The 26671-nt window shown below is 61.4% G+C and carries 27 protein-coding genes and 1 tRNA gene; 13 read left to right on the top strand and 15 right to left on the bottom strand.

Going from position 1 to position 26671, the window contains the following annotated elements; all coding sequences use genetic code 11:
• Positions 1-2: 2 nt before the first annotated feature.
• The 3 genes from QHG62_RS23905 to QHG62_RS23895 form a co-directional block, all read right to left on the bottom strand.
• Complete coding sequence (locus QHG62_RS23905) at positions 3-302, bottom strand: helix-turn-helix domain-containing protein (RefSeq protein ID WP_038107555.1); 300 nt, start codon at positions 300-302, stop codon at positions 3-5.
• A gap of 338 nt (positions 303-640) precedes the next feature.
• Positions 641-2518, bottom strand: coding sequence for a DUF2075 domain-containing protein (locus tag QHG62_RS23900; protein ID WP_281148102.1), 1878 nt, complete (start codon positions 2516-2518; stop codon positions 641-643).
• A 1-nt stretch (position 2519) separates the two neighbouring features.
• Positions 2520-2933 (bottom strand): nucleotide pyrophosphohydrolase, encoded by a 414-nt coding sequence (locus tag QHG62_RS23895; protein WP_348638672.1) that lies wholly within the window; start codon positions 2931-2933, stop codon positions 2520-2522.
• Positions 2934-3166: 233 nt separating this feature from the next.
• On the opposite strand from QHG62_RS23895, the gene QHG62_RS23890 reads away from it, so the two are divergent.
• Both QHG62_RS23890 and QHG62_RS23885 read left to right on the top strand, forming a co-directional pair.
• Entirely contained in the window at positions 3167-4366 is a 1200-nt protein-coding gene (locus QHG62_RS23890; protein WP_281148101.1) for a restriction endonuclease, read from the top strand.
• Positions 4367-4583: 217 nt separating this feature from the next.
• The gene (locus QHG62_RS23885; RefSeq protein WP_281148100.1) at positions 4584-4988 is read left to right on the top strand and encodes a very short patch repair endonuclease; all 405 of its coding nucleotides are present in this window, start codon (positions 4584-4586) and stop codon (positions 4986-4988) included.
• On the opposite strand, the gene QHG62_RS23880 is transcribed toward QHG62_RS23885, so the two are convergent.
• Genes QHG62_RS23880 through QHG62_RS23870 form a run of 3 tightly spaced genes read right to left on the bottom strand, consistent with a single transcriptional unit; the run spans position 4985 to position 9211 of the window.
• The gene (locus QHG62_RS23880) at positions 4985-6157 is read right to left on the bottom strand and encodes a PP_RS20740 family protein (protein WP_281148099.1); all 1173 of its coding nucleotides are present in this window, start codon (positions 6155-6157) and stop codon (positions 4985-4987) included. The two genes, QHG62_RS23885 and QHG62_RS23880, sit on opposite strands and share 4 nt — an antisense overlap.
• The gene (locus QHG62_RS23875; RefSeq protein WP_281148098.1) at positions 6157-8112 is read right to left on the bottom strand and encodes an ATP-binding protein; all 1956 of its coding nucleotides are present in this window, start codon (positions 8110-8112) and stop codon (positions 6157-6159) included. The genes QHG62_RS23880 and QHG62_RS23875 overlap by 1 nt, the downstream gene beginning before the upstream one ends.
• A gap of 1 nt (position 8113) precedes the next feature.
• A complete protein-coding gene (locus tag QHG62_RS23870; RefSeq protein WP_281148097.1) occupies positions 8114-9211 on the bottom strand; it encodes a DNA cytosine methyltransferase in 1098 nt (365 codons plus the stop codon).
• Between the two features lie 302 nt (positions 9212-9513).
• On the opposite strand from QHG62_RS23870, the gene QHG62_RS23865 reads away from it, so the two are divergent.
• Complete coding sequence (locus QHG62_RS23865; protein ID WP_281148096.1) at positions 9514-9690, top strand: YodC family protein; 177 nt, start codon at positions 9514-9516, stop codon at positions 9688-9690.
• Between the two features lie 127 nt (positions 9691-9817).
• On the opposite strand, the gene QHG62_RS23860 is transcribed toward QHG62_RS23865, so the two are convergent.
• From QHG62_RS23860 to QHG62_RS23835, 6 genes are all read right to left on the bottom strand, one after another.
• Positions 9818-9893: transfer RNA gene (locus tag QHG62_RS23860), tRNA-Thr, on the bottom strand.
• Positions 9894-9918: 25 nt separating this feature from the next.
• Complete coding sequence (locus tag QHG62_RS23855) at positions 9919-10938, bottom strand: class 1 fructose-bisphosphatase (RefSeq protein ID WP_281148095.1); 1020 nt, start codon at positions 10936-10938, stop codon at positions 9919-9921.
• A 23-nt stretch (positions 10939-10961) separates the two neighbouring features.
• Entirely contained in the window at positions 10962-13676 is a 2715-nt protein-coding gene (pepN, locus tag QHG62_RS23850) for an aminopeptidase N (RefSeq protein ID WP_281148094.1), read from the bottom strand.
• Positions 13660-14349, bottom strand: coding sequence for an HAD family hydrolase (locus tag QHG62_RS23845; RefSeq protein WP_281148093.1), 690 nt, complete (start codon positions 14347-14349; stop codon positions 13660-13662). The genes pepN and QHG62_RS23845 overlap by 17 nt, the downstream gene beginning before the upstream one ends.
• A 3-nt stretch (positions 14350-14352) precedes the next feature.
• A protein-coding gene (gene prfB / locus QHG62_RS23840) for a peptide chain release factor 2 (protein ID WP_125964635.1) occupies positions 14353-15457 on the bottom strand; the annotation gives its coding sequence in 2 pieces (ribosomal slippage) (positions 14353-15375 and positions 15377-15457; 1104 coding nt in all).
• Positions 15458-15647: 190 nt separating this feature from the next.
• Positions 15648-16466: a MetQ/NlpA family ABC transporter substrate-binding protein gene (locus QHG62_RS23835; protein ID WP_281148092.1), complete on the bottom strand. Its 819-nt coding sequence runs from the start codon at positions 16464-16466 to the stop codon at positions 15648-15650.
• Positions 16467-16704: 238 nt separating this feature from the next.
• Between QHG62_RS23835 and QHG62_RS23830 the strand changes: the two genes are divergently transcribed.
• The 4 genes from QHG62_RS23830 to QHG62_RS23815 all read left to right on the top strand — a co-directional run bounded on the left by QHG62_RS23830 (position 16705) and on the right by QHG62_RS23815 (position 19880).
• The gene (locus QHG62_RS23830; RefSeq protein WP_281148091.1) at positions 16705-17577 is read left to right on the top strand and encodes a methionine ABC transporter ATP-binding protein; all 873 of its coding nucleotides are present in this window, start codon (positions 16705-16707) and stop codon (positions 17575-17577) included.
• Entirely contained in the window at positions 17570-18232 is a 663-nt protein-coding gene (locus QHG62_RS23825) for a methionine ABC transporter permease (RefSeq protein ID WP_047783086.1), read from the top strand. The genes QHG62_RS23830 and QHG62_RS23825 overlap by 8 nt, the downstream gene beginning before the upstream one ends.
• Before the next feature lie 46 nt (positions 18233-18278).
• Positions 18279-19100, top strand: a complete 822-nt coding sequence (locus tag QHG62_RS23820; protein ID WP_281148090.1) for a MetQ/NlpA family ABC transporter substrate-binding protein — start codon at positions 18279-18281, stop codon at positions 19098-19100.
• Between the two features lie 72 nt (positions 19101-19172).
• Positions 19173-19880, top strand: a complete 708-nt coding sequence (locus tag QHG62_RS23815) for an aspartate/glutamate racemase family protein (RefSeq protein ID WP_281148089.1) — start codon at positions 19173-19175, stop codon at positions 19878-19880.
• A gap of 13 nt (positions 19881-19893) precedes the next feature.
• Here QHG62_RS23815 and QHG62_RS23810 read toward each other — a convergent pair whose 3' ends face one another.
• A complete protein-coding gene (locus tag QHG62_RS23810; protein ID WP_281148088.1) occupies positions 19894-20823 on the bottom strand; it encodes an alpha/beta fold hydrolase in 930 nt (309 codons plus the stop codon).
• A 115-nt stretch (positions 20824-20938) separates the two neighbouring features.
• On the opposite strand from QHG62_RS23810, the gene QHG62_RS23805 reads away from it, so the two are divergent.
• From QHG62_RS23805 to QHG62_RS23790, 4 genes are read left to right on the top strand one after another with little or no spacing between them, the layout of a single operon-like run.
• The gene (locus QHG62_RS23805; protein ID WP_281148087.1) at positions 20939-22000 is read left to right on the top strand and encodes an aldo/keto reductase; all 1062 of its coding nucleotides are present in this window, start codon (positions 20939-20941) and stop codon (positions 21998-22000) included.
• Between the two features lie 22 nt (positions 22001-22022).
• Positions 22023-22514 carry a Cys-tRNA(Pro) deacylase gene (ybaK, locus tag QHG62_RS23800; protein ID WP_281148086.1) on the top strand — a complete coding sequence of 164 codons (492 nt, stop codon included), beginning with the start codon at positions 22023-22025 and terminating at the stop codon, positions 22512-22514.
• A gap of 41 nt (positions 22515-22555) precedes the next feature.
• Positions 22556-23191 (top strand): glycerol-3-phosphate 1-O-acyltransferase PlsY, encoded by a 636-nt coding sequence (plsY, locus tag QHG62_RS23795; RefSeq protein ID WP_281148085.1) that lies wholly within the window; start codon positions 22556-22558, stop codon positions 23189-23191.
• Positions 23192-23204: 13 nt separating this feature from the next.
• Positions 23205-23558: a RidA family protein gene (locus tag QHG62_RS23790; RefSeq protein WP_042582160.1), complete on the top strand. Its 354-nt coding sequence runs from the start codon at positions 23205-23207 to the stop codon at positions 23556-23558.
• Between the two features lie 12 nt (positions 23559-23570).
• Here QHG62_RS23790 and QHG62_RS23785 read toward each other — a convergent pair whose 3' ends face one another.
• Together QHG62_RS23785 and QHG62_RS23780 are read right to left on the bottom strand one after the other, a co-directional pair.
• Positions 23571-24212 (bottom strand): retropepsin-like aspartic protease family protein, encoded by a 642-nt coding sequence (locus tag QHG62_RS23785; RefSeq protein ID WP_281148084.1) that lies wholly within the window; start codon positions 24210-24212, stop codon positions 23571-23573.
• 7 nt (positions 24213-24219) lie between these two features.
• A complete protein-coding gene (locus QHG62_RS23780; protein ID WP_028259207.1) occupies positions 24220-24705 on the bottom strand; it encodes a YajQ family cyclic di-GMP-binding protein in 486 nt (161 codons plus the stop codon).
• A 44-nt stretch (positions 24706-24749) separates the two neighbouring features.
• On the opposite strand from QHG62_RS23780, the gene murB reads away from it, so the two are divergent.
• Together murB and QHG62_RS23770 are read left to right on the top strand one after the other, a co-directional pair.
• Positions 24750-25802: a UDP-N-acetylmuramate dehydrogenase gene (gene murB / locus QHG62_RS23775; RefSeq protein WP_281148083.1), complete on the top strand. Its 1053-nt coding sequence runs from the start codon at positions 24750-24752 to the stop codon at positions 25800-25802.
• The gene (locus QHG62_RS23770) at positions 25802-26641 is read left to right on the top strand and encodes a glycine-rich domain-containing protein (protein ID WP_281148082.1); all 840 of its coding nucleotides are present in this window, start codon (positions 25802-25804) and stop codon (positions 26639-26641) included. The genes murB and QHG62_RS23770 overlap by 1 nt, the downstream gene beginning before the upstream one ends.
• Positions 26642-26671: the final 30 nt, after the last annotated feature.

Below are 26671 nucleotides of genomic sequence, written 5' to 3'. Positions count from 1 at the left end.
GATCACGACATTGTCTTGATCAACTCAAGCGCACGACCACGCGCATCGGGCGCGAGCGCGTAGAAGGCGAGCAGCAGTTCTGCCGCATCGTCATCCGTGGCGTAGAAGTAAGCGACTGGGACGTTGAGCACAGCAGCCAGTCGCTCCACGGTCAACCAATCCGGCGCGTGTTTGCCCCGCTCATATTGGTTCATTCTGGCGCTCGATGACATCTCGTCGATGCCGGCCATGATTCCCAACTTCTCCTGAGACAAGCCGGCCCGAAGTCGAGCGGCCTTTAGGCGCTTTGCAAGTACCGACAAAAAAGCACCCCTAACAAATTCGATCAGGGATGCTCAAAGTTTCTGGCACTGGCTACACTAAGGATTGCTTAGTAAAAGCGGAGGCTTCCCTTGGACGCGTCAGACATTCTTGAGAACAAGGTGTCCCAATTGCAATCTCTGTTGAGTTGCTGCTATGGGGACGGGGGTGAGTGGTTCGAAGTGATCGGGGCGAGGCATCGGGACAACATCATGTGGATTGCTTCGGATCTGGCGACTGAGGTCGGCCGGCTCTCTCAGGAGATGTTGAAAGCAGCTCTCTCGATGGACCTGCCGAAGGCTCGAGAGCAGCGGCCGGTATCGCGGCCGAACGGCGATCCTCATGGCTGCACGGCGGCAAGCGCTTCCGCCGTTAGCCGCGAACGGAAATAACTCGCGGTCTCTTCGTCACTGCAGTAGACGTAGCACCCTTTGATGCCTCGTGTCATCAGCGTGCGGTATGTGTTCTTAATGATCAGGTCCGCCTCCGCGGTAGCCTTCTTCGGATCTGCCTTAAGCCGAACCTTGTAACCACGCAAGGTCTTGTCGTGTCGGTCCCGCGCACTCGGCACCGTCTTGACGAGCCCGTCACGCACGATCAAGTCTGGTCCGATGATCACGCCGATGTAGTCCACCTCAAGACCTTGGCAGGTGTGGATGCAGCCGACCTCGTTGATTGAGTTCGGCGCGATGATCCAAAGGCTTCCATCGACCTCCAGGTTCCATCGCTTGCGATATTCACCAATGACGATGTCGAAAGCCTTTGGGTCTTTCTTGCTGGTCCATGGCCAGCAATAACCAGCGACAACGCGGGCGGTGCCTGACTTGTTCTTCTCTGCGATCGATGCGTGAAGCTCATCGGGTGCGCTGAAGACCTTGAAGTCGAACTCAGCGGGAGTGAGCATCTTGTTTGCTGTTGGCCGAACGTCGAGCGTGTCGTCCAGCCACGCGATGTAGCCGTCCGAACCACTGCACCTGAACTGAGAGGCCAGCTCGTGTTCCGACACCTCCGCGCCCTTGCTGATGCCGAAATCGCGAATGGTTTTTTTGGTCCCGATGTCGCTCAACGTCACGCGTTGGTCTTCATCGATGAAAAACACAGTGCACTTGGCTGCGGCGATGAGTTCCTTGACCTGGTTTTCACCGAGGTTGCCATACAGACCGCTCTTCTCGTTCAGGCGGTGGGCCTCGTCCACGATCAGCACATCGAACGTGTCGCTGGGCGTCTCGATGAAGCCACCCGAGCCGGTGAAGAGATTCGAGTAGCGAGTGCGAGTCATCGTGCCTGCGAGCTTAGTTTCGTAGACGCGTCTCGGCGCGGCATTCTTTGAAACGTACTTGCAGTTCAAGCCTTTCGTTGTCAGCGCGACAAGCGCATTGATGGCCAGCACGGTCTTACCTGTTCCCGGCCCACCTTCGACGATCACCACTTTCGGGTTTGCAGTTGAGGCTGCTTGTCCTGCAGCAAGGATGTGTTCGTAGACCTCTTTCTGGTCATCGATCAAGATGAACTCAGTGTTGCCCTTTAACAATCCGGCGAGACTGTCGCTTAGTGCCTTCGAGGGTCTGATTCTTCCGTTCACTAGTTCATACAGAACGCCGGGATCGCCAAACCTAATGTGCTGCTTGATGAAGTTACGCAGCAAGATCCGTTCGGCGTCGCCTCGCAGAAAGAGTGGCGCCTTGGCAATGTAGCTGGCGTAGTGATCAGCGTCGATTACGCCATCGCGCTCATAGTTATGTAGAGACGCGCAGGCTCGAACTGAAATATCGCCGCAGTGGACGGCTTCGTTGAAGCCCTCTAACAGCGATGCGTAAGACCAAGCCTGATAGGACGGGTGGACTACCTCTCGCATTCTGCTGCCGAGGTAGGTGTTGACAATCGCGTCCTTTGCCGACTGCTGCACAGTGGTCCATTGTTTCAACTCGACGATCACGATGTTCTTCGAGTCGTCATGGCCCCGCCCCGTCAGACTGATGTCGATGCGTTTGGAGCTTTGCGGAATATGCAGCTCAACCGCGATGCCGATGTCATTCGAGATATCTGGGTCGCTAAGAATTTGCGACATGTACTTCAGCGATTCTTTCCACGACTTCACTTCCGAGACGGACACCTTTCGTCCTGTCGCGCTCGTGTATTTAGCCAGGATGACGTCCTCGATCTCCCTGTCGTTGTTGTCGCTGAGAAACTGCTTCTTATCGGCTTGGTAGACGATCACGTCAGTCCTTCCCGGACCCGCCAGATTCGGGTTGGCCGTGCTTCTTGCTGCTTCCCCGCACTTTGTCAGCGGGATATCGCTTGGCGTTGGCCTCTAGTTTTTGCTGAACCGCAGCGTTCAGGTCGACATCCAAAACCGAAGAGAGCCGAACAAGGTAGAGCAGAACGTCCGCAAGCTCGTCCTGAATGGCCTTCGCGGTCTGAGCATCGCGGCCAGCCTCTTTGGAGGCCTCCTCGGACATCCACTGAAAGATCTCGTTCAGTTCTCCGACTTCGCCGGTCAAGGCCATCACCAAATTTTTCGGGGAATGGAATTGGGTCCAGTCGCGCTCAGTGGCGAATTGCTCGAGCTTCGCGGCCAGCCGTGTCACATCGACAAGGGGAGCGCTTCGCTCTGCGCTGGTTTCTTCAGTCACACGAGTTCTCCTGGCCGCCTTGAGTTCGTGTGGAGGCCGGAGCGGGCTTCAAAACGGGTTTCATGAAACAAGTGTATCTAGAGCCGATCGATGGCTGCAAAAATTACCTATGTCATGCCATGAGTTAGGCTGCGCGAGTTCACGATTGTCAAACGACGCGGTTGGGTCTTGGCAAGGACAAGCCCGAACTGCCTCTGACGCTTTCGCATCTAGACCTTGCCCACTCCTTTTTCATGACCCGCATATTCAGCTTCGAGGATCTACCGACCGCGGATCTCGTGGTGGATGCGATCTATGAGGGCGGAAGCGCTCGCAACACCGGCAGCGATCCGATCGCCAAACTGCTGCCGGGCGCGGGCAATCAAGGCGGTTTTCGTGCATCGGGCGCGGGAACGAGGAAGAAGTTCGTCGTTCTCTACTCCAGCGGCGAAGAAGGGGATTGGCCGGATCGCTTGGACCTCAACACTGGTCAGTTCGTGTACTACGGCGACAACCGCACGCCGGGGCACGACCTTCATGACACGACGCGTCGCGGCAATCTCATCCTGAAGGCGGCCTTCGAGAATGCGCATGGAGACGCGGCCAAAAGATCGCAGGTCCCTCCGTTCTTCGTTTTCACCAAGTGCCCGACAGCGAAAAGCAACCGCTCCGTCCAATTCAAGGGGCTTGCCGTGCCCGGATTTCCAGGGTTGCCCATGACGGAGGACTTGGTGGCCGTGTGGAAGACGACTTCAGGCGAGCGGTTTCAGAACTACCGGTCGGTGTTCACGGTGCTCAATGCGGCCACCATTCCGCGCCAGTGGATCGACAGCCTTGCCTCTCAAGAAATCTCATTGGCAACCGCACCAAGTACGTGGCGCTCTTGGGTTGAATCGGGCGCATACAGCCCGCTGACCTCCGAGCCCACGAAGGTGATTCGGACGGAGGGTGAGCAGACGCCGGACACATCGCTCAAGGCCGCGATTTTGGAGCGCGTCTGGTCTCACTTTAAAGACTCGCCTCTCGCCTTCGAATCGTTCGCTGCACGGATATATCAGTTGACGGATAGGCGCGTGATCATTGACGAGATCACCAGAGGCAGTGTCGATGGCGGACGAGATGCAATCGGTCGATATTTGTTAGGCCTGAGCGCTGATCCCGTATACGCAGAGTTCGCGTTGGAGGCGAAGTGCTATCGGCCTAGTTCTGGAGATGTGTCGGCAAACACAGTGGGTGTACGCGAGGTCGCGCGGTTGATATCGCGCATCCGGCATCGCCAATTCGGCGTATTGGTCACGACGTCCGTGATCGCTCGGCAAGCCTACACCGAGGTACGGGATGACCGGCATCCCATCGTTCTCATTAGTGGGCGAGACATCGCTGAAATCCTGATCCAAGCGGGCTATGGCTCAGTTGAGCGGGTTGGTGAGCTGCTTGGTGAATGGCCCGCCTGACGGACTCGTAAACTTCTGCGAGGCAGAAGCTAAAGCGTCCCCATTCCGCGATCGCAAAGTCTGAGCTTGAATGAAGCTGGGGGTTGATTGCATCCATCGTTGGCCCGAAAAGATTATTAAGGGGCTTCACATTCAAGGCGCACCACATTCGACGCATTGCAGCCGCCGGTGGACGGTCTTCTTATATCTCTATCTGAACTATTTTAGGAGTAGTTAAATGGATACGATGACGCCGGCTGAACGGTCCGCATTAATGAGCCGGATAAGAAGCAAGAACACGAAGCCCGAGATGGTAATTCGTTCGCTACTGCATCGAATGGGTTTCCGCTTCCGGCTTCATCGCAAGGATCTCCCCGGTCGACCCGATATCGTGCTTCCACGCCACCGCAAGATTGTGCTGATTCAAGGGTGCTTCTGGCACGGCCATACGTGCCGTTTGGCATCTAAACCGAAGTCAAACGAAGGTTATTGGAGCGTCAAGATCGAAGCAAATCGTGCGCGCGATGTGCGAAACCTTGCCGCACTAATTGATCAAGGTTGGACTGTGCTAGAGCTATGGGAGTGCGAAATTCGCCGCCTTGATGGTCTAGAAGAAAAACTGCAGGCCTTCATGCAGCATTAGGGTGCCTGAACCCATAGCTTGAATGCCTCAACGTCATAACGGGCGAGGCTCAGCAAATGCGTCGTCGCATCAACCATTTTTTTGTGTAGTTCAGCGTCACTTGCCAGTTTTTTGTCGGCATCAATACGTTTGGCAACTCGCCGCAGCGCCTTGGTCGCCATCGAGCCTTCGTCCGGTCTGGGACCTGGCGGGTTCGCCAGTCCCAAAGGGTCTCCTGCAGGAATGAATGTTGGAGTAAATTTCAATGCGAGCGAAACCAGATCTTCGTGTTCGGCTTCCTTTTCGACACGATATCCAAAAACGCTGAGCAGCTCGACGGAGGTTGGCGGTTGGTTCTGCAAAGCAAGTGCCACAAACCACTTACAAAGACCAGTCAAAAATACCGGAAGCAACCCTCCTGCTGTTCCGATTGCAGCCGTCAAAGCGATTTCAGTTTCAATCGCGAAATGGTCGCGCGATGCCTCACGAAAAGGCACACATTCCGTCAAGTTAGCCAAGTACTTTGCTAGAAGTGCCTCAAGAACCTTGTCATTAATATTGGGCTTGTCGGCGCGGGTTGTAAGTAGAAGAAGCCAAGGAGCCTTCGTACGCGCCTGCAGCGAGAACAAGGTAGTTACCGCGTCGTAGTAGCTGTTGTCTAGTGTACCGGGTGCTTGGGCGCCGAACCCATCGCATAAATCAAGGTTAATGACATCGTAAGGCCCTAATTCACACGCCTTAGCAAATGCAATCGATTTGTGATTGGCGATTCGCGCGAAATTATCACCAAGCACATGCGACATTGGATCGACACGGGGAAGACGCATGACCTCGTCTAGCGAGATGTTTAATTCGGTGTGCGCCTTGCTTCGAGGTTGAGCGCTGCTGTTAAATCCGAGAAAGCGCAGGTTTACATCATTCGCTTCGCATACCGCTGAGTGAAAATGCCGAAGATCGAGTAGATCAACGCCTGGGAGGCCCAGGTATTTAAGAACCCCGTCCGCAAGTGGCTTATCCACAATGAGCTTGATGACTTCGTGGCACCACTGATGATGCCGTACATACTGCTTGCGGGGGCGGTGCCAAGGCAAGAACTCTCCCTTAGTTGCCATTGGCGTCGGCGCTTCGTATTCACCCAATCCGACAATATCGTCTGCGTGATTTTCAGCCTCTGGCACTGCGTCGCTCATCATTCTCCTGGCGCGTCAAGAATTTCATAAATGGCCTTGAGCAGCTTTTCTTGCTTGCGCTTTGGTACTGAATCCAGCAGTCCAAACGATGCGAGAACCTGCGCAATGGCTTTCAGTTTTTCTTCAAGAATGGCATTTCGCGCCTTGGTCTTTGCAGTCTGAGCTCCTCGCGGTCGCTCCGGGACGATCGCGGCGCGTGAGTACACGTACGCCTCTCCTGTCGCTTCCGTTTTTCGGCCGGTCGTTGATAGTTCGATAGCCGGAGGATGCGCTCCGGGATCATCGGCTTCTTGGCTCCAAATCTTGCTGGCGACGCTCTGGATTGTTGAAACAGCTACGCCTTTGCTCTCATCGCGCGTTTGTCCTCGGACTTCGCTTGCGAGCCGCTTCTGCGCTGAGGCAAGCTGCCTCAAAGCGCTATGAAGCCATTTCGTCAGGTAAACAGAGTGAGGATGTGCGTGATTGAATGACTCTCGATCGATGTTTAGCGCGCTGTCTAGCCCTTCACTCACAAAGATCTCGCAGGTAATCTGCCGTAACCGGGTCTGTTCCGACACCTGGTAGCGCATAAAGGTAGAGTCAAACAGCGTGCCGCTGGATCCGTGGATACGTACTAAGGAGCCCTGATGTTCGACAGGTGCGACCTTTGGTGTCCAGAAAAGATAGGCCTCGAACGCAAGCGGGCCACCGCTCAATGCCCTCGGTACTTTTTTGAACTCCTCCCTGCACTTTCCGATGAACACCAGTGGGTGCTTGAGAGCATTGTTTGTTGCCGGCAGGCCCCTGAATTTGACTGGCCTCGCCAACTGCAGATCATCGAAGAACACTTCGAATTTCCCGATCGATCCGACCGGATCTTCAAGTCCTGCCTTCTTCCGAAGGGGTGCACCCCCAGCGTCCAGTTTTGTCGCCGAGCCTTTTGGTTGATTGGACAGCGTGAACGCTTCGGCCCAGCCATTGAGATCCATGTCGAACAGGTGGCCGTCAACGTATGGAAGCGGGACCGCTAAGCTCAATTGCCACACCATGCGCAGGTAGTAGTCAAAAATACGATCAAGCTGCGGGTTCGGCGTGGAGTGCTCCGCCTCCTCCCAAACACTTTGCGCCAGTTTCGCGAATGCTTCATCTGGCGGATCCCCTTTTTTCCAGGGAAGCGCAGACAGCTCCCCTGCGGTTTCCTTCAGCAAATCCCCGCTTTCATCGACGCGGCCGATGTGGAAGCGCGGAGGATCAATAATCGACTGCTCTTCGGCGTCAGACTGCGATTCGTTTTGGTCGATTGCACTCCAGATGTCGCGGCTGCGCAAAGTATCGCGGGCTTGCGGACGGATACTAGTCAGAATAATCGTCGTACCATGAATTTCCGTATCTGCGGCCTTTTCGCGCCAGATGTTCACCTTGCCTGATTCGAATTTCTTCTCACCGTCCTGATCCGGAACGATGTCTTCGTCTGCGTACTGGCGCAGGGCCACCGTGGCGACAGTTCGGTGGTCATCGCCTTTGACCTTCGTGATGATCTGAAATGTGTGCGTGAGCTGCGAGACCGAGAAGAGGCCAATGCCAATCTTGCCGATCAAACGTCGGCCTCCAGGACTTCGCGTCGGATCGTCAGCTGCCGTGACGCCCAATGATGAGCCGAGTTCGTTCCGCTTTGCGCTTCCGCCGATATGCAATAGCAGATGAGCTAAGGCCTCTGGCTCCATGCCATGTCCGTCGTCTTCTACGGAAATACGCTCGAACCGCGGAGCGTCTGTCTTGATGATTACGCGCGTGGCGTCGGCGTCGTAGGCATTCGAAATGAGTTCACGTAGTGCTGAACCAGGTTGGCGGTAGATGCCATCCGTGACCCGCGCGATAACTCTGTCGTCTGTTTTCAGAACAGCAGGGACAATGCTCTCAGGCCCATGGCTTGCACGGATGCGTTTAACGAGCGCCTGCTCGGGAGTGAGCGCCATGCTACCCGCCCCGCATCGCTCGCTTCACCGCGGTAGCAACACTGTGCGCTAGCGGGGGAGGAACAGCATTGGAGACTTGCTCAACTTGCTCTGATAAATTGCCTACAAGAACGAATGTCTTAGGGAAGCCTTGCAATAGCAGCGCTTCATAGATACTGAGCCTACGCCGACCATCTGGATGTACATGGATTTCTCGATGTCCGAATGCGATGGTTGGACTTGCTTTATTCCAATTCAGACGTTTGAAGCTGCGTCCGTCGGCCGCCTCTGCGTCCGGATTGTCAAAGCGCGGAGATCTTGGCTGCATCGTCCAATGGTTAGGATGGACAGGAATATCCTCTGGTTTAAGCCCATATTTGAAGTACATGGGCTGCTCTAAGCTTCCGATCGCTTGGCGAACAGTTTCCAAACCCTTGCGCTTGCGTGGTTTGACGGTCGCGTAACCCTGTCCGCTCCGCATCCCAGACAGGATGATGCGTCGGCGGTTTTGAGGCACTCCGAAATCAACGGAACAGAGTTCTTTTTCTGTCACATCGAAGCCAAGCCCGGCAATGCCGTCTTTCAGTGCCTTATAGGTTTTTGCATGCTTCTTGTCGCGGATGCCGAGCACATTCTCAAATACGATGAACTCAACCGTATACAGTGCTTGAAGTGCTTCCACGATCTGAAGATACAGCTTCGGAAGCTTGTTGCGAGGGTCACTAGTTAGTGCCCCGGTGTTCGCTCGCGAGAAGCCTTGGCATGGAGGCCCTCCAATCACCGCGATGGCTTGCCCAGGTTTCAGCTTCTTTTGAACCAGCTCGACAACTCCGGCAGGCTGCAACTTAACGAGGTCTCCTACCTCAGCCTTGGTGCGGGGAAAGTTCTGCTTGTGTGTGCGAATCGCGGCGTCGGAAGCATCAATCGCAACCGAGATGGTGAAGCCTGCCTTTTTGAATCCTAGATCGAGTCCGCCGGCGCCAGAGAAGAGGCTGACGATCTTCGGAAGTTTTTTCTGCGAAGCTGGAGGCTTCTGATGTTCGATTCGCGAACTGGATGTGTCTGGTGCGCCGCAGCGTGACTCAGCCTCCGTGGCTTTGAAATCTTCGGAGCGCATCATTTACCCTTGGTTTTCTTGGCATCGCGTCCGGTAACGGTTGAGCTAGAAACCGACGTAAGTTGTTCTTCTTCTCCGAAAGGCCGCTGTGATGCTTGTCGGGTTGCCCAAACGGTAGGGCCGAAGGTCTCAACCGCCTTTCCCAACGCAGCATGCAGCTCTTCAGGAGCAGAGACTGTAGTGCGAATGGACTTGGCCATGTACATGGGCACCCTATGAAAGTTGCATCATCTTACATCACCGTGGGGGTTGGCCGGCTCGCATCTAGGGCGGATACTATTTGGATCCTAGATCGAGAGACCTTTATGACAATCGAAGTCGGTGACGTAGTAATTCTGAAAAGTGGTGGCGAAACGATGACTGTGCAGGAGGTTGATGGTACGGACATCAGCTGCGTCTGGATGATCAAAGGAGAGGTAAAAGCCGCTACCTTTGACTCAAGACTTCTGAAGCTCATCCCAACGGCAGGCGGCGCAAGCTAGAGCTAATGGAAACTAGGCATTGAGCCCCCAAGGGGAAAAGCCGTCGCTCTGCAACCTCAATTGTTGCGTGGCGGTGACCGGGCAGACGAAAAAAAGCCCGTAGTCTCACGACTACGGGCTTTTTATTTGGTGCCGGAGAGATGAATCGAACACCCGACCTTCTCATTACGAATGAGCTGCTCTACCGACTGAGCTACACCGGCGAAGCCTCGGATTATAGCAACACCGTCAGGCCTTTTCGGTGTGGTACTTGGTCAAACGCTCGACTTCGTTACGCGAACCCAACATCACGCTCACGCGCTCGTGCAGTTTGGTGGGCTTCAGGTCCAGGATGCGCTGCTTGCCGTTGGTGGCGGCGCCGCCGGCCTGCTCCACCAGCCAGCTCATGGGGTTGGCCTCGTACATCAGGCGCAGCTTGCCGGCCTTTTCGGGCTCGCGCTTGTCCCACGGGTACATGAACACGCCGCCGCGCATCAAGATGCGGTGCACGTCGGCCACCATGCTGGCAATCCAGCGCATGTTGAAGTCTTTGCCGCGCGGGCCTTCCTTGCCGGCCAGGCATTCGTCGATGTAGCGCTTCATGGGCTCGTCCCAGTGGCGCATGTTGCTCATGTTGATGGCAAATTCCTTCGTGTCGGCCGGAATCTGAATGTCTTCCTGCGTGAGCACAAAGCTGCCTTGCTCGCGGTCTAGCGTGAACATGGCCACGCCGTTGCCCACGGTGAGCACCAGGGTGGTTTGCGGGCCGTAGATGCAGTAGCCGGCGGCCACTTGCTGGGTGCCGGGCTGCAAAAAGTCGGCTTCCTGCACGCCGGGGGTGTCGTCGGGCTTTTTCAGCACGCTGAAGATGGTGCCAATGCTCACGTTCACGTCGATGTTGCTGCTGCCGTCGAGGGGGTCGAACATGAGCAGGTATTCGCCCTGCGGGTAGCGGTTGGGCACCACGTAGATGCTGTCCATTTCTTCGCTGGCCATGGCCGCAAGGTGGCCGCCCCATTCGTTGGCTTCAATGAGCACTTCGTTGGCGATGATGTCCAGCTTCTTCTGGATTTCGCCCTGCACGTTTTCGCTTTCGGCGGTGCCGAGCACTCCGCCCAGCGCGCCCTTGTTGACGGCCTGGCTGATGCTCTTGCAGGCGCGGGCCACCACTTCGAGCAGCAGGCGCAGCTGGCCGGGAATGAGGCCGTCGGCGCGCTGTTGTTCGACGAGGTAGCGGGTGAGGGAAATCTTCTGTTGTTGATAAGCCATGTGCTTGTGTGTTCCTTGCTTGGTTAGTTACCGGCCAGGGCGCGGGTAACGACTTCGTGGGTGTCCTTGCTCAGGTCGGGCTTGGCGGCCACGCGGGCAATGGCTTCGCGCGCGGCGCTGCGGTAGGGCTCGGCCAGCTTGCTCCAGCGGTCGAGCGCGCGGGCAAGGCGGGCGGCCACCTGGGGGTTGATGGCATCCAGCTCTATGACGCGCTCGCTCCAGAACACGTAGCCGGCGGCGTCTGGGCGGTGGAATGCGCCGGGGTTGGCGCTGCAGTAGCTGAAGATCACGCTGCGGGCGCGGTTGGGGTTCTTGATGGAGAAGTCCGGGTGCTTCATCAGCTGCTTTACCAGCGGCAAGATGTCGCCGCCGCGGTCGGGCGCGCCGGCCTGCAGCGAAAACCACTTGTCGATGACCAGCGCTTCGTCCTTGAACAGCGCATGAAAGCGCGCGAGCGCCTGCGCAGCCAGGGTGTGGCCCGACGACACCAGCGCATTGAGCGCGTTGAAGCGGTCGGTCATGTTGCCGGCGTCTTTGAAGCGCTGCAGCGTCTTGCCGGGCCACACGGTGTCGCCCGAAGAGCGCGCCGCCAGGCACAAGAAGTTGAGCGCCATGCCGGCCAGCGCGCGGCGGCCTGAAGAGGTGGGGTCAGGCGTGTAGGCGCCGGTGTCGTGGTTTTCTTCGTAGACCTGTTGCCAGTCTTGGAAGAGGGCGGTGGCCAGCTGGGCGCGCATGGCTTCGCGCACCAGGTGCACGCGCTGCGGGTCGACCACTTCGAGCTGCTCGGAAATATAGGTTTCCGATGGCAGCGTGAGCACCAGTTCCTTGAAGGCGGCGTCGAGCTTCGGGTTGCGCAACACGCTGCGCATGGCGTCCAGATACGCGTCGTTCAGCACCGGGGTGGTGTCGGTCGCCAGCGCCGCAATGCCCTGCAGCGCGGCGCGCAGGCCCAGGCGCTGGCCGGCTTCCCAGCGGTTGAAGGGGTCGGGGTCGTTGGCCAGCAGGGTGAGCAGTTGGGCGTCGGTGTATTCAAAGTCCAGGATCACCGGCGCGCTGAAGCCGCGCAAGATGGAAGGCACGGGCTCCGAGTCGAGCCCCACAAAGGTAATTTGCTCGCCTGCGCGCGAGAGCACCACGGTGCGCGTGCACGGGGTGCCGGGCGCGCCGCGGGTTACTTCGCTTTCGCCTTCTAGCTGCAGCGGCAGTTCGCGCCCGCTGGCGTCCAGAAGGCCAATGTTCACCGGAATGACGAACGGCTCTTTGGTGGGCTGGCCCGGCGTGGGCGGGCAGCTTTGCACAATGCTCAGGGTGTAGCTGCGCGCTTGCGCGTCATACACGCCGTGGGCGGCAAGGCGCGGCGTGCCGGCCTGGCTGTACCAGCGCTTGAACTGCGGCAGCAGGCGGGCCAGCTCCGAATCGGGGTTGGCGTCGGCAATGGCCTGGGCAAAGTCGTCGCAGGTTACGGCCTGGCCGTCGTGGCGCTCAAAGTAAAGGGTCATGCCCTTTTCAAAGCCCTTGCGGCCGACCAGCGTCTGCATCATGCGCACCACCTCGGCACCCTTTTCATAGATGGTGACGGTGTAGAAGTTGCTGATCTCGATGTAGCTGTCTGGCCGCACCGGGTGGGCCATGGGGCCGGCGTCTTCAGGAAACTGGGCGGTGCGCAACACGCGAACGTCTTCGATGCGCTTCACGGCGCGGGCCGAGGCATCGGCGCACAGGTCCTGGCTGAACTCCTGGTCGCGGAAGACGGTCAGGCCTTCTTTCAGCGAAAGCTGGAACCAGTCGCGGCAGGTTACGCGGTCGCCGCTCCAATTGTGAAAGTACTCGTGGCCGACCACGCTTTCGATGTTGCTGTAGTCGGCGTCGGTGGCGGTGGCCTGGTTGGCCAGAACGTACTTCGTGTTGAAGATGTTCAGGCCCTTGTTCTCCATGGCGCCCATGTTGAAGTCGCTGGTGGCAACAATCATGAAGCGGTCCAGGTCCAACGGCAGGCCAAAGCGGGCTTCGTCCCACAGCACCGAGTTGACGAGCGAGTTCATCGCGTGCTCGGTCTTGTCCAAGTCTCCGGCGCGCACGTACACCTGCAGCAAGTGCTCCTTGCCGTTGCGCGCGGTAATGCGCTGCTCGCGCGCCACCAGCTTGCCGGCCACCAGCGCAAACAGGTAGCTGGGCTTCTTGAAGGGGTCGACCCACTTGGCAAAGTGGCGGCCCTCGGGCAGGTCGCCTTGCTCGACCAGGTTGCCGTTCGACAGCAGCACGGGGTAGGCGGCCTTGGCGGCGCGCAGCGTTACCGTGTACATCGCCATCACGTCGGGGCGGTCCAAAAAGTACGTGATGCGGCGGAAGCCTTCGGCCTCGCACTGCGTGAAGAAGGTGTCTTCGCTCACGAACAGGCCCATCAGCTTGGTGTTCTTGATGGGGCAGCAGGTGGTGAAGATTTCGAGTTCGAAGGCGTCGGGCAGGCCGTCGATCACCAACTGCTCGCCTTCCATGCGGAATGACGCGCCCTGGCCGTTGACCAGCACGCGGGCCAGGTTCAGCTCGTCGCCGTCCAGGCGCAGCGGCTGGGCCGGCACGTCGGGGTTGCGGCGCAGCTGCATGCGGTTGAGCACGCGGGTCTTGGCGGGATCGAGGTCGAAGGTCAGGTCGACGGTGTCGATCCAGAATGCCGGAGCGGCATAGTCTTCGCGGCGAATGGCAATCGGTTGCCCTTGGGCGTCACGCTGCAGCAGCATCGAGTGTCTCCAGAAAATTCGAATGGGCGAGTTCGTCGTAGTCGCGAACGGCGGCAATCACATGGGGGCCGGCAAGCTCGGCGGCGGTATGGGTGCTGCACACGGCCACGGCACGCATGCCGCCGCGGCGCGCAGCCGCTATGCCGAAGGGCGCATCTTCAAACACGATGCAGCGCTCGGGCGCCACGCCAATGCGGCGCGCGGCTTCCAAGAAAATCTCGGGCGTGGGCTTGCCGGCAAAGCCTTCGTCGCCGCCCACAATGGCCAGCGGCAGCGGGTCCATCTTCAGGCGCGACATCGCAAATTCAATGTTGTGCTTGTCGCCCGCGGTGCCCACGGCCACCTTCAGGCCGCGCGCCACGGCGGCCTTGGCAAAGGCGGTAAAGCCGGCAACCTCGGTGAAGTTGTCGCTGAACATGGCGCGGTAGATTTCTTCTTTTTCGTGCACCAGGGTTTGGCACTCGGCGTCTGAAAGCTCGCGCTCGAACAGCTCGCGCATGCACTCGGTGCCGGTGCGGCCCGTGGTGCGCGCAAGAATGTCGGTCACGTCGAGCTTGAGCCCGTGGCGCGCCACAAACTCGACCCACGACCGCGCATGCCACGGCATGGAGTCGATCATGGTGCCGTCCATGTCGAAGATGAAGGCTTCGACCTTGTCGTGGGTCAGGCTCATCGATTACACGCCTTGCTTCAGCGAGGCTTCGATGAACACGTCCAGGTCGCCGTCGAGCACCTTTTGCGTGGCCGAGACTTCAACGTTGGTGCGCAGGTCCTTGATGCGGCTGTTGTCCAGCACGTAGCTGCGGATCTGGTGGCCCCAGCCCACGTCGGTCTTGCTGTCCTCGAGCTTTTGCTGCTCTTCCTGGCGCTTGCGCATTTCGTGGTCGTACAGGCGAGAGCGCAGGCGCTTCCACGCCACGTCGCGGTTGCTGTGTTGGCTCCGGCCGTCCTGGCACTGCACCACAATGCCGGTCGGTATGTGCGTCAGGCGCACGGCCGAGTCGGTCTTGTTGATGTGCTGGCCGCCCGCGCCGCTTGCGCGGAAGGTGTCGGTGCGCACGTCGGCCGGGTTGATCTCGATCTCGATGGAATCGTCGATTTCCGGGTACACGAAGATGCTGGCAAAGCTGGTGTGGCGCCCGCCCGACGAGTCGAACGGCGACTTGCGCACCAGGCGGTGCACGCCGGTTTCGGTGCGCAAGAGGCCAAAGGCATAGTCGCCTTCCACCTTGATGGTCGCGCCCTTGATGCCGGCGGTGTCGCCCGGGGTTTCGTCTTCGATCTGCGTCTTGAAGCCCTTGCGCTCGGCGTACTTCAGGTACTGGCGCAGCAGCATGCTGGCCCAGTCGCAAGCCTCGGTGCCGCCGGCGCCGGCCTGGATGTCGACAAAGGCGTTGAGCGGATCGGCCGGGTTGTTGAACATCCGGCGGAATTCGAGCTGCTTGATGTCGGCCTCGAGCGCGGCGGCGTCGTCGGCAATGGACTGCAAGCCGTCCATGTCGCCGTCTTCCTTCGACATTTCATACAGCTCGGTGTTGTCCGAGAGGCCGCTGGTGAGGCGGTCGAGTGTCACGACCACGTCGTCGAGCGATTTCTTCTCGCGGCCGAGTTCCTGGGCCTTCTTGGGGTCGTTCCAGACGTTCGGGTCTTCGAGCGATGCGTTAACCGTCCTCAGACGTTCGGCTTTGGCATCGTAGTCAAAGATACCTCCGTAGATCGGCCGTCCGGGCGCTCAGGTCCGCGAGGGTTGCGCCGATTTGGTTGATTTGTTCTGCGTCCATGGGGTGTCCTGACTGTGTTCGGGGGAAACCGGACATTTTCTCATGGACCGATAACCCGCCTAGGAACTGCGCCGTATTGCTCCTTCCCCCTTTGGGGGAAGGCTGGGATGGGGGCGGGCAGGGCGCCCATTTCGAGCGCCGCTTGCCCCCACCCCAACCCTCCCCCGGGAGGGGAGGGAGTAAGGCAAAGTCAGAAGGCGGGGACCAGCGAGCCCTTGAACTGGCTCTCGATAAAGCTCTTCACCTCCGCCGACTGGTAAGCCGCGACCAGCCGCTTGGCCCAGGGCTTGTCCTTGTCGGCGCGGCGCACGGCAATCAGGTTGGCGTACGGGCTTTTCGGGGCTTCCTTGATCACGGCGTCCTTGGCGAGCGAAAGGCCGGCTTTTTCGGCGTAGTCGTTGTTGATGGCGGCGATGGCCAGGTCGTCGAGCGAGCGCGGCAGTTGGGCGGCGTCCAGCGCAACCAGCTTCAGCTTTTTCGGGTTGCTCACCACGTCGAGCGGCGTGGCGTTGTTGTTCTTCACTGCATCGGGCTTCAGCGTGATGAGGCCGGCCGTTTGCAGCAGCAGCAGGGCGCGGTTGCCGTTCGACGGATCGTTCTGGATGCCGACCGAGGCGCCGTCGGGCAGCTGGTCGATCGACTTGATCTTGCGCGAGTAGAAACCCAGCGGCGCCGTGATGGTGAGGCCCACGGGCACGATGTCGAAGCCGCGCGCCTTGTTCTGGTTGTCCAGAAAGGGCTGGTGCTGAAAGGCGTTGGCGTCCAGGTCGCCCGAGGCGAGGGCGGCGTTGGGCAGCTGGTAGTCGTTGAACACCACCACCTGGATGTTCAGGCCGTCCTTGGCGGCGACCTTCTTCACCACTTCGAAGATCTGCTCGCCGTTGCCGACGGAAACGCCCACCTTGATGGCGGTCTTGTTGTCTTGCGCGAAGGCGGTGCTGCCGGTGAAGAAAAGTGCGCCCGCAATGGTTGCAAGGGCGAGGGTGCGGCGGCGAAGGGTGCTGTGCATGTTGTTGCGCGAAATCAAAAAAAGTAAGGCCGCGAATGTGGCATTGCCCCGCCGGTTTGGGAACGAACCAATGCGCATATCGATATGGCATTGCTCGCCGGGCTTCTTCAATGCTTATGCGTTTTCATGCATAAGCAAGCGCCGATTTGTTCGTTCCCTTTTGACGATTTTGTTTTCATACTCGGCACCTTTTTGCGAACTCCGCGGCCTGCCTTGACGCGGGCCGTGCCTCCTCTCCATGACCAACCATTCGCCTGATGCGGCCCGCGGCAACGCGGCGCCGGTCATCCGACTTCAATCGGTGCAGAAGTCTTTTGCCTTGCCCAGCGGCGAGGTGTTCGACGCCGTGCAGTCGCTCTCGCTCGACATTCACCAGGGCGACGTGTTCGGCCTGATCGGCAAGAGCGGCGCGGGCAAGTCGACCCTGCTGCGCCTCATCAACCTGCTGGAGCGGCCCGATGCGGGCAAGGTCTTCGTCGGCGGGCGCGACCTGACGACGCTCTCGCGCCGCGAACTGCGCGACATGCGCCAGAACATCGGCATGATCTTCCAGCAGTTCAACCTGCTGCAGAACGCCACGGTGTTCGACAACGTGGCGTTTCCGCTGAAGATCCACGGCCGCCATTCGAAGGCCGAAATCGACGCCCGCGTGCGCGAGTGCCTGGCCCTGGTGGGGCTGGCCGAGAAGATCGACACATACCCGGCCCAGCTTTCGGGCGGGCAGAAGCAGCGCGTGGCCATCGCGCGTGCGCTGGCGCCGCGGCCGCAAGTGCTGCTGTGCGACGAGCCCACCTCGGCGCTCGACACCGAAACCACGCGCGCGCTGCTCGAAACGCTGCGCGACATCAACCAGAAGATCGGCGTGACCATCGTCATCGTGACGCACGAGCTCTCGGTGGTCGAGGTGCTGTGCCGCAATGTCGCCATCCTGGAAAAGGGCCGGCTGGTGGAGCAGTTTGCGGTGCTCGATGCGCCGACCCAAGAGCGCAAGACCGCACTGGGCCGTGAAATCGACGAACTGGTGCGCCGCCGCGAACGCGAGGCGCGCGAACCCATCACGCCGCGCCCCTTGCCGGCGCAGCGCAGCGCGCAGGAGGTGGCCTATGTTTGAAAACATCGCGCCCATCCTCCCCGAGCTGTGGGTGGCCACGGGCCAGACCTTTCTGATGCTGGCCATCGGCCTCTCGGCCGCGGTGCTGATCGGCGGGCCGCTGGGCATTCTGCTGTTCTTGCTGGGGCCGGGCCAGTCGCTCGAAAACAAGCCGGCGTTCCTCGTCCTGAACTGGATCGTGAACACCGTGCGTTCGTTTCCTTTCATCATCTTGCTGGTGGCGCTGGTGCCTTTCACGCGGGTGATTGCGGGCACCTCCATCGGCCCGCTGGCGGCCGCGGTGCCGCTGTCGTTTGCGGCCATTCCGTACTTTGCGCGGCTGGTGGACCAGTGCCTGCGCGAAGTGCCGCGCGGCGTGATCGAGGCGGCGCACGCCATGGGCGCCTCGGAGCTGCAGATCGTTTGGCGCGTGCTGGTGGTCGAGGCGCGCTCGGGTCTTGTGCTGGCGCTGACGGTGCTGGCGGTGAGCTTTCTCTCGTACTCGGCCATTGCCGGTGTGGTGGGCGGCGGCGGCATCGGCGACCTGGCCATTCGCTACGGCTACTACCGCTTTCAGACCGATGTGATGGTGCTCACCGTGGCGCTGCTCGTGGTGCTGGTACAGATCCTGCAGTTCGTGGGCAACACCACGGCGCGCAGGCTGGACAAGCGTTGATTTTTTGTTTTTCTCTTTCCTTTCTCTTTTCTCTCCTGCTCATTCCATGAAAACCGCACTGCTGCGCCGTTCCGTTCTCGCCCTGTCCCTGGTCGCCCTTTCGTTCGGCGGCCTTTCGCTGGCACAGGCGCAAGAAGCCAAGAAGAACCTCGTCATCGGCGGCACGGCCGGCTCGAACATCGACCAGCTGAAGGCCGGCATCGTCCCCATCCTTGAGAAGAAGGGCTACAAGGTGAAGCTGGTCGAGTTCAACGACTACGTGCAGCCCAATCTCGCGCTGGCCCAAGGCTCGCTCGACGCCAATTTCTTTCAGCACCAGGTCTACCTGAAGAAGTTCTCGGCCGACCAGAAGCTGGACCTTGCCGAACTGGTGCAGGGCCCCATCGCGCCGCTGGGCGTGTACTCCACCAAGCGCAAGAGCCTGGCCGAACTGAAGGAGGGCGACCGCTTCACGCTGCCCAACGACCCGAGCAACCTGGCCCGTGCGCTCGTGCTGCTGGAGCAGAACAAGCTCATCACCATCAAGCCCGGCGTCGATCCGCTGCGCGCGTCTGAAAAAGACGTGGCCGAGAACCCGAAGAAGCTGAAGTTCATTCCGCTCGAAGCCGCGCAACTGCCGCGCTCGCTGGGCGACACCGAATACGCCATCGTCAATGGCAACTTCGCCATCTCGTCGGGCCTGAAGCTCACCGAGGCCGTGGTGCTCGAAAAGACGCCCGACTACTACCTGAACGTGGTGGCCGTGAAGAGCGCGGACAAGAACGCGCCCTGGGCCAAGGACATTGCCGACGCCTACCGCTCCAAGGAGTTCAAGGCCGTGGTGGACACGAAGTTCCAGGGCTACGCAAAGCCCAGCTTCCTGCAGTAAGCCGGCGTAAAAGGGCGCCACACAGGCGCCCCATGCTGGCGCAGCCGGGCCGCAGGCTTGTAGCATGCGGGCATGACCCAGCACATCGGAATCGTCGGATGCTCCGCCGAAGGCGCGGCGCTCTGTTACCAGACCATCTGCGTGGAAGGGGCCCAACTCCTCGGCCCTCATGCGCATCCTGAAGTGTCGATGCACACGCCGTCGCTTGCCGACTACATGCAGCACATCTACCGCAACGACTGGCGCGGCGTGGGCGAGGTGATGCTGGCTTCGGCCAACAAGCTCGCGAAGATCGGCGCCAGCTTTCTGGTCTGCCCGGACAACACCATTCATCAGGCGCTGCCGTTCATCGAGGCGCGCTCGCCGTTGCCATGGCTGCACATTGCCGAATGCGTGGCCGAGGAGGCTGCGCAGCGCGGGTTCAAGCGCCTGGCCATTACCGGCACGCGCTGGCTGGTCGAAAGCGAGGTCTACCCCGAGAAGCTCTCTGCCAAGGGGCTCGAATACGTTCGGCCTACCGCCGATGAGCGCGAAGAAATCAACCGCATCATCATGGACGAACTGGTCTGCGGTGTTTTCACGCCCGATGCGGTCACGGCGTTCCGCCGCGTCATCCAGCGCATGAAGGACGAGGACGGCTGCGACGCGGTGGTGCTCGGCTGCACCGAGATTCCGCTGATCATGAACGACGTGAACTCGCCGCTGCCCACGCTCGATTCGACGCGGCTGCTGGCGCGCGCGGCGCTGCAGCGCACGGTGCAGGGCGGCGCGGCCAATTGAAAGCTGGCGGCTCTCAGCCGGCCAGGAACTGCTCGATCAGCCCGGCCACCCGCTGCGGCTGGTCGTGATGCAGCATGTGGCCGGCATCGGCCACCTGCTCGATGCGCACCGAGGGCACGGACTTCAAGCGCTCGTGAAACTCTTCGAGCGTGTAGCGGTTTTTCCACCAGCCGTGCAGGCTGTCGTCGGCGGCTTCGACCATGAGCGTGGGCGCCGAAATTCGCGCATAGAGCGCGAGCGTTTCATCGACCCGGAAGATGTTGGCATTGATGATCTTGTGCGCGGCTTCGCCCAAAATCTGCCAGCGCTGGCTGCCGTCGGGCTGGGTTTGCGCGGCCGACCAGTGGCCGGCCAGCCAGTTGGCCTTGTCGGGCGTGAGGCGCGGGTTGGTCTTCATGAGCCGGCGCGCCACGCCATCCACAGACGAGTAGCTGGCAAGCGCCATTTCGCCGCGGTGCAGGCGCTTGAGTTCGTCGATCCACTGCCCGTAGCGCGCGGGTGCTTCCTCGGGCTTGCGCGCGGGCATGCCGAAGCCTTCGCAATTGACCAGGCGGCGAATGCGCGCGGGCCTTGCCCCCGCATAGTGCATGGCGACGTTGCCGCCCATGCTGTGGCCGACCAGGTCCACCGGTTGTGCCGCATCGCCTTCGCCGGCGTAGTGGTCGAGCAGCCATTCCAGGTCGGCCAGGTAATCGGGCAGCCAGTAGTTGTCGACGCCGCCGCCATCTGTCAGGCCAAAGCCGCGCCAGTCGGGCGCAATGATGAAGCGCTCTTCGGCCAATGCATCGACCACGAACTGCCACGACGCCCCCACGTCCATCCAGCCGTGCAGCAACACCAGCGGCGGCCGCGCCGCGGAGGGCTCGCCCCACACGCGCACGTGGTAGCGGAGGTTGCGCACGGGCACGAATTCGGTGCGCGAGGGGCGAAGGGCTTGGTACATGGGCGCTGATGATACGGAGCCGCGGGCCGCGGCGCAGTCCGCCACAAGACAGCGCTCGCTCGGGTTTTGAGCCCGCGGCCAGCGCACCGTGGAGGAGGGCGGTAGCATTCCGCGCATGAAAAAAATCCAACTCGGCCAGAGCAGCCTGCAGGTCACCCCGATCTGCCTTGGCACCATGACATTCGGCGAACAGGTGGACGAGCCCACCTCGCATGCCATCTTGAGCCGCTCGCTGGAGCGCGGCGTCGATTTCATCGACACGGCCGAGATGTACGCGGTGCCCACGCGCAAGGAGACATACGGCGCCACCGAAACCATCATCGGCAACTGGTTTGCGGCCAACCCCGGGGCGCGCCGGAAGATCACGCTGGCCACCAAGGTGGCCGGCCCTGTGCGCGCCACGCCCTGGGTGCGCGAAGGCACGGGCATGACGGCGGCCGATATCGTGGCCTCGTGCAATGCCAGCCTGAAGCGGCTGAAGACCGACGTCATCGACCTGTACCAGATCCACTGGCCCGAGCGCCACGTGCCGGCCTTCGGCGCCCTGTACTACGACCCGGCCAAGGAGACCTCGCAAACCCCGATCCACGAGCAGCTCGAAGCGCTGGGCGGGCTGGTCAAGGCCGGCAAGGTGCGCGAAATCGGCCTTTCGAACGAAACCCCGTACGGCGTGCACGAGTTCGTTCGGCTGGCCGAGCAGCACGGCCTGCCGCGCGTGGCCTCGGTGCAGAACGTCTACAACCTGGTGAGCCGCGGGCTCGAGAACGGGCTCGACGAGACGATGCACCGGCTCGGCGTTTCGCTGCTGGCGTATTCGCCGCTGGCCTTCGGCCTCTTGACCGGCAAGTACGACCAGGGCGGCATCGAGGGGCCGGAGGCGCCGAAGGGCGCGCGCATTTCGAGCTACGAATCGGTGCGCAAGCAGCGCTGGGGCCGGCCCGATGCTTTGAAGGCGGCGCGCCGCTACAACCAGCTGGCGCGCGACAACGGCCTGACGCCGGTGCAGCTGGCGCTGGCCTTCTGCTACACCAAGTGGCAGGTGGCAAGCACCATCATCGGCGTGACCACGGTGGCACAGCTCGACGAAGACCTCGACGTGTGGGGCACCACGCTTTCGCCGGAAGTCCTGGCCGAGATCGACCAGATCCGCTGGGAAATCCGGGACCCGGCAACGTGAGCGCAGCGCCGGGAGTGCGCCGGTGAGCAAGAAGGCGCACGTTTCCGAAACGCCCGCCACGCAGCTGCTGCGCGAGCACAAGGTCGCCTTTACGGAGCACCCGTACGAGTACCTGGAGCACGGCGGCGCGCAGCACAGCGCCGAGGTGCTGGGGCTGGACCCCTTCACCGTGGTGAAAACGCTGGTGATGCAGGACCAGGACGCCAAGCCGCTCATCGTGCTGATGCACGGCAACCGCACGGTGTCGACCAAGAACCTGGCACGGCAGATCGGCGCCAAGTCGGTGGAGCCCTGCAAGCCAGAGGTCGCGCAGCGCCACAGCGGCTACATGGTGGGCGGCACCTCGCCCTTCGGCACGCGGCGCCAGATGCCGGTGTACATCGAGTCAAGCATCCTGGAACTGCCGAAGATCGCAATCAACGGTGGGCGGCGCGGCTACCTGGTGGGCATCGACCCGCAGGTGTGCGTAACGTTGCTCGGCGCCAAGCCGGTGCAGTGCGCGCTGGCAGAATAGCCGGCCCGAATAAGAACATCCATCCTTCGTGGAGCGCCGCCTTGAGCTTTCATTTGCCTTCCCTCCTTGCCATCGTGGCTTCGTACCTGATCGGCTCGCTGTCGTTCGCGGTCATCGTGAGCAAATCGCTCGGCATGGCCGACCCACGCAGCTACGGCAGCGGCAACCCCGGCGCCACCAACGTGCTGCGCTCGGGCAACAAGGGCGCGGCGCTGGCCACCTTGCTGCTGGACGCGCTCAAGGGCTGGCTGCCGGTGTTCGTCATCCGCCATTTCGGCGCCCAGTGGGGCCTGGGCGAAGGCGTGGCTGCGCTGGCGGGCCTGGCGGCCTTCCTGGGGCATCTGTACCCCGTGTTCTTCGGCTTCCAGGGCGGCAAGGGCGTGGCCACTGCGGCCGGGGTGCTGGTGGGCATTGCGCCCTGGCTGGGGCTGGCCACCGGCGTCACCTGGCTGATCATTGCGGTGTTCTTCCGCTATTCGTCGCTGTCGTCGCTGGTGGCGGCCTTCTTTGCGCCGGCGTATTACCTGATCGGCGGCAACATTGCGTGGCCGCTCGACCGCATGGTGCTGATTGCGATCATCATCATGAGTCTGCTGCTCGTCTGGCGGCACCGCGAAAACATCCGCCGGCTCGCGGCCGGCACGGAGTCGAAACTCGGCTCCAAGAAAAAGGCTTGAAGGAAAGAACACCATGGCAACCATCACCCGCTTCCACGTTGGCCCGCGCTTGTCCGAAACGGCGGTGCACAACGGCACCATCTACCTGGCGGGCCAGGTGCCCGACGACACCTCGCAAGATATCCGCGGCCAGACCACGCAGGTGCTGGCCATGGTCGACCGCCTGCTGGCCGAGGCGGGCAGCGACAAGTCGCGCATTCTCATGACGCAGATCTTCTTGGCCGACATCACCGACATCACGGCCATGAACGAGGTGTGGGACGCGTGGATTCCCGCCGGCAACACGCCGCCGCGCGCGACCGTGCAGGCCAAGATGGCCAATGCGGCCTACAAGATCGAGATCGTGGTCACGGCCGCGCAGGCCTGACACTCACAGGCTTCAGTAGCGCTTTTCCAGGACCATCTGGTCCGCGTCCCGGCGCATCGAGAAGCGGTTGATGAAGCTGTTGCCCAGCAGCACAAAGGGCATGGGCTGGGGCGACACGATGGCGTCGATGTCGTACACCTCGACATCGCCCACGCGCACCGACTGCAGCCGCAGCTTGTAGCCGCTGGACACGCCATTGGCGGTGTTCATCTGCACGCGTTGCCCCTTGCTGTAGTCGAGCCCGATGCGCTGTGCATCGGCGGCCGAAAGGGCAATGGACGTGGCGCCGGTGTCGAGCATGAAGGTGACCGGGCGGCCGTTGATGGCGCCCTGCGTCATGAAATGGCCGCGGCTGTCGGCCGGCAGCACGATGCGGCTGCCGCCGCCCGTGCCCGTGCCGCCGCCAATGCTCACCGGCGTGTCCATGCGCAGGTTGACGCGCTTGCCCTCGAGCTCGACCACGGCCTGTTCGGCCTGCAGCGACACGAGCTTGACGCCCTGGAAGGTTTCGCCCACCGCCACCGTCTTGGGCGGCGCGCCGTTCACGATGAGGATGGCCCGGCTGCCGATGGTGCCGGTCAGCATGACCGAGCTTGCCGCGTGCGCCCCGGCAGCGGCAGCCAGCAACTGCACCGCGACCACGAGGGATTTCATGCGGGGCTCAGTCGCGGAAGTTGTTGAACGAGAGGGGCATGTCGGGCACGTCCTTCTTGATCAACGCCATGGCGGCCTGCAGGTCGTCGCGCTTGGCGCCGGTAATGCGCACTGCGTCGCCCTGGATGGCGGCCTGCACCTTGAGCTTGCTGTCCTTGATGATGCGGGTGATCTTCTTGGCCTGCTCGGTTTCGATGCCGCTCTTGACCTTGATGACCTGCTTGACCTTGTCGCCGCCGATTTTCTGCACGTCGCCCTTGTCGAGAAAACGCACATCGACGCTGCGCTTGGTGAGCTTGGCGCGAAGAATGTCTTCGACCTGCACGAGCTGGAACTCGGCGTCGCCGATCATCGTGATTTCCTTGTCCTTGAGCTCGACGGCGGCGGCCGTGCCCTTGAAATCGAAGCGCGTTGCGATTTCCTTGGCGGTGTTTTCGACCGCGTTCTTCACTTCGGGCAGATTGGGTTCGCAGACGGTATCGAAAGACGGCATGGGCTCCTCCTGGATTCACGATAGCTGGATGCGACAATTCTCCCATGATCGTGGAGAACAACGTCCCGCTGCAGCCGTACAACAGCTTCGGCATCGTCGCGCGCGCGCACAACCTGGCGCGCATCGCCAACGAGGCGGACGTGGCCGAGCTGCGGGCCGACCTGCGGTGGCGCGACGCTCCCCGCTTTGTGCTGGGCGGGGGCAGCAATATCGTGATTACCGGCGACGTGAAGCCGCTGGTGCTCAAGGTCGAGATCAAGGGCCTGCGGCTGGTCGAGGAGACCCCGCGCGCCTGGATTGTGGAGGCCGGCGCGGGCGAGGTCTGGCACGAGGCCATCCAGTGGATGCTGGCAAACGGCTACCCGGGGCTCGAAAACCTGGCGCTCATTCCGGGCACCGTGGGCGGCGCGCCGGTGCAGAACATCGGCGCCTACGGGGTGGAGCTGCAAGACCGCTTCGAATCGCTCGACGCCATCGACCTGGACACCGGGCGCACCTTTACGCTGGACGCCGCGCAGTGCGCCTTCGGCTACCGCGATTCGGTGTTCAAGCATGTGCGCAGCGGGCCCAACGATTTCGGGCTTTCGGGCCGGGCGCTGATCACCCGGGTGCGCTTTCGGCTGCCCAAGCCCTGGAAGGCGGTGGTGGGCTACCTCGACCTCGAGCGCAAGATGGAAGAAACCGGCAACTTCACGCCCAGCGCCACCGACGTATTCGACTGGATCTGCGCCATTCGCCGCGCCAAGCTGCCCGACTGGCGCCTGCTCGGCAATGCGGGCAGCTTCTTCAAGAACCCCACCGTCACGCCCGAGCAATGCGCGGACATCATTGCACGCGACCCCAAGATCGTGCACTACCCCATGCCCGACGGCACCATCAAGCTGGCGGCCGGCTGGCTCATCGACGCCTGCGGCTGGAAGGGCAAGTCGGTCGGCAACGCCGGCGTGTACGAAAAGCAGGCACTGGTGCTGGTGAACCGGGGCGGCCTTGAAAACCCCGTGACGGGCGGCGAGGTAATGACGCTGGCCAAGGCCATTCAAACGAGCGTGTACGAGCGCTTCGGCATCCGGCTGGAGCCGGAGCCGGTGGTCGTTTGATGGACCTGGACTTTCTGCACCTGAACTACCGGCGGCGCATTGCCGCGCTGATGTGGGCACGCCGGGCGGTGGTGTTGGCGGCACTCGTCGCCGTGTTTTTTGTTTTTCGCCGGGGCGGCTGGCTGGTGCTGGTGCCGTTGATTCTTGGCGCATGGGCGCTTGCGGCCACGCTGGGCTTCATGGAAACCAGCCTGCGCCGGCAGTTCATTCGCGAGGCCCGCATGCCGCCGTTTCTCATAGGCAAGCTGCGTGCGGCGCATCCGGGGCTCAGCGTGCGCGACGCAGAGCTTGTGCTGCGCGGCCTGCGCCAGTTCTTCATGGCCCACTTGCGCAGCGGCCGCAAGTTCGTGGCCATGCCTTCCAAGGTGGTCGACACCGCCTGGCACGAGTTCATTCTGCATACGCAGGGCTACCAGAACTGGTGCAAGGCGGCCTTCGGCGGCATGCTGCACCACAGCCCCGCCGAGGTGCTGGGCAAGGACCCGAAGCGCAACGACGGCCTGCGCCGCAGCTGGTACTGGGCTTGCAAGGAAGAAAGCATCGACCCGCGCAAGCCCTCGCGGCTGCCGCTGCTGTTTGCGCTCGACGTGAAGTTCGGCATTCCGGGCGGCTTCGACTACGTGCCTGACTGCAAGGCGATCGACCGGCAGAGCGGCTCCGACGCCTATTGCGGCACGAGCTTCGGCGATTCGTCTTCGGACGGCGGCGGCGCCGGGGATGCGGGCGGCTTTGGCGGCAGCGAATCGAGCAGCAGCGGCGATGGCGGCGGGGGAGGGGATTCCTCCGGCGGAGACGGCGGCGGTTGCGGTGGTGGTTGCGGCGGAGGCGGCGGCGACTGATCGACCAACAAGCGCGCACGGCGCACAAAA

Source organism: Variovorax paradoxus (genome assembly GCF_029919115.1).
GTDB classification, from domain to species: Bacteria; Pseudomonadota; Gammaproteobacteria; order Burkholderiales; family Burkholderiaceae_C; genus Variovorax; species Variovorax paradoxus_O.
This window is presented reverse-complemented; position numbering and strand designations above follow the sequence as displayed.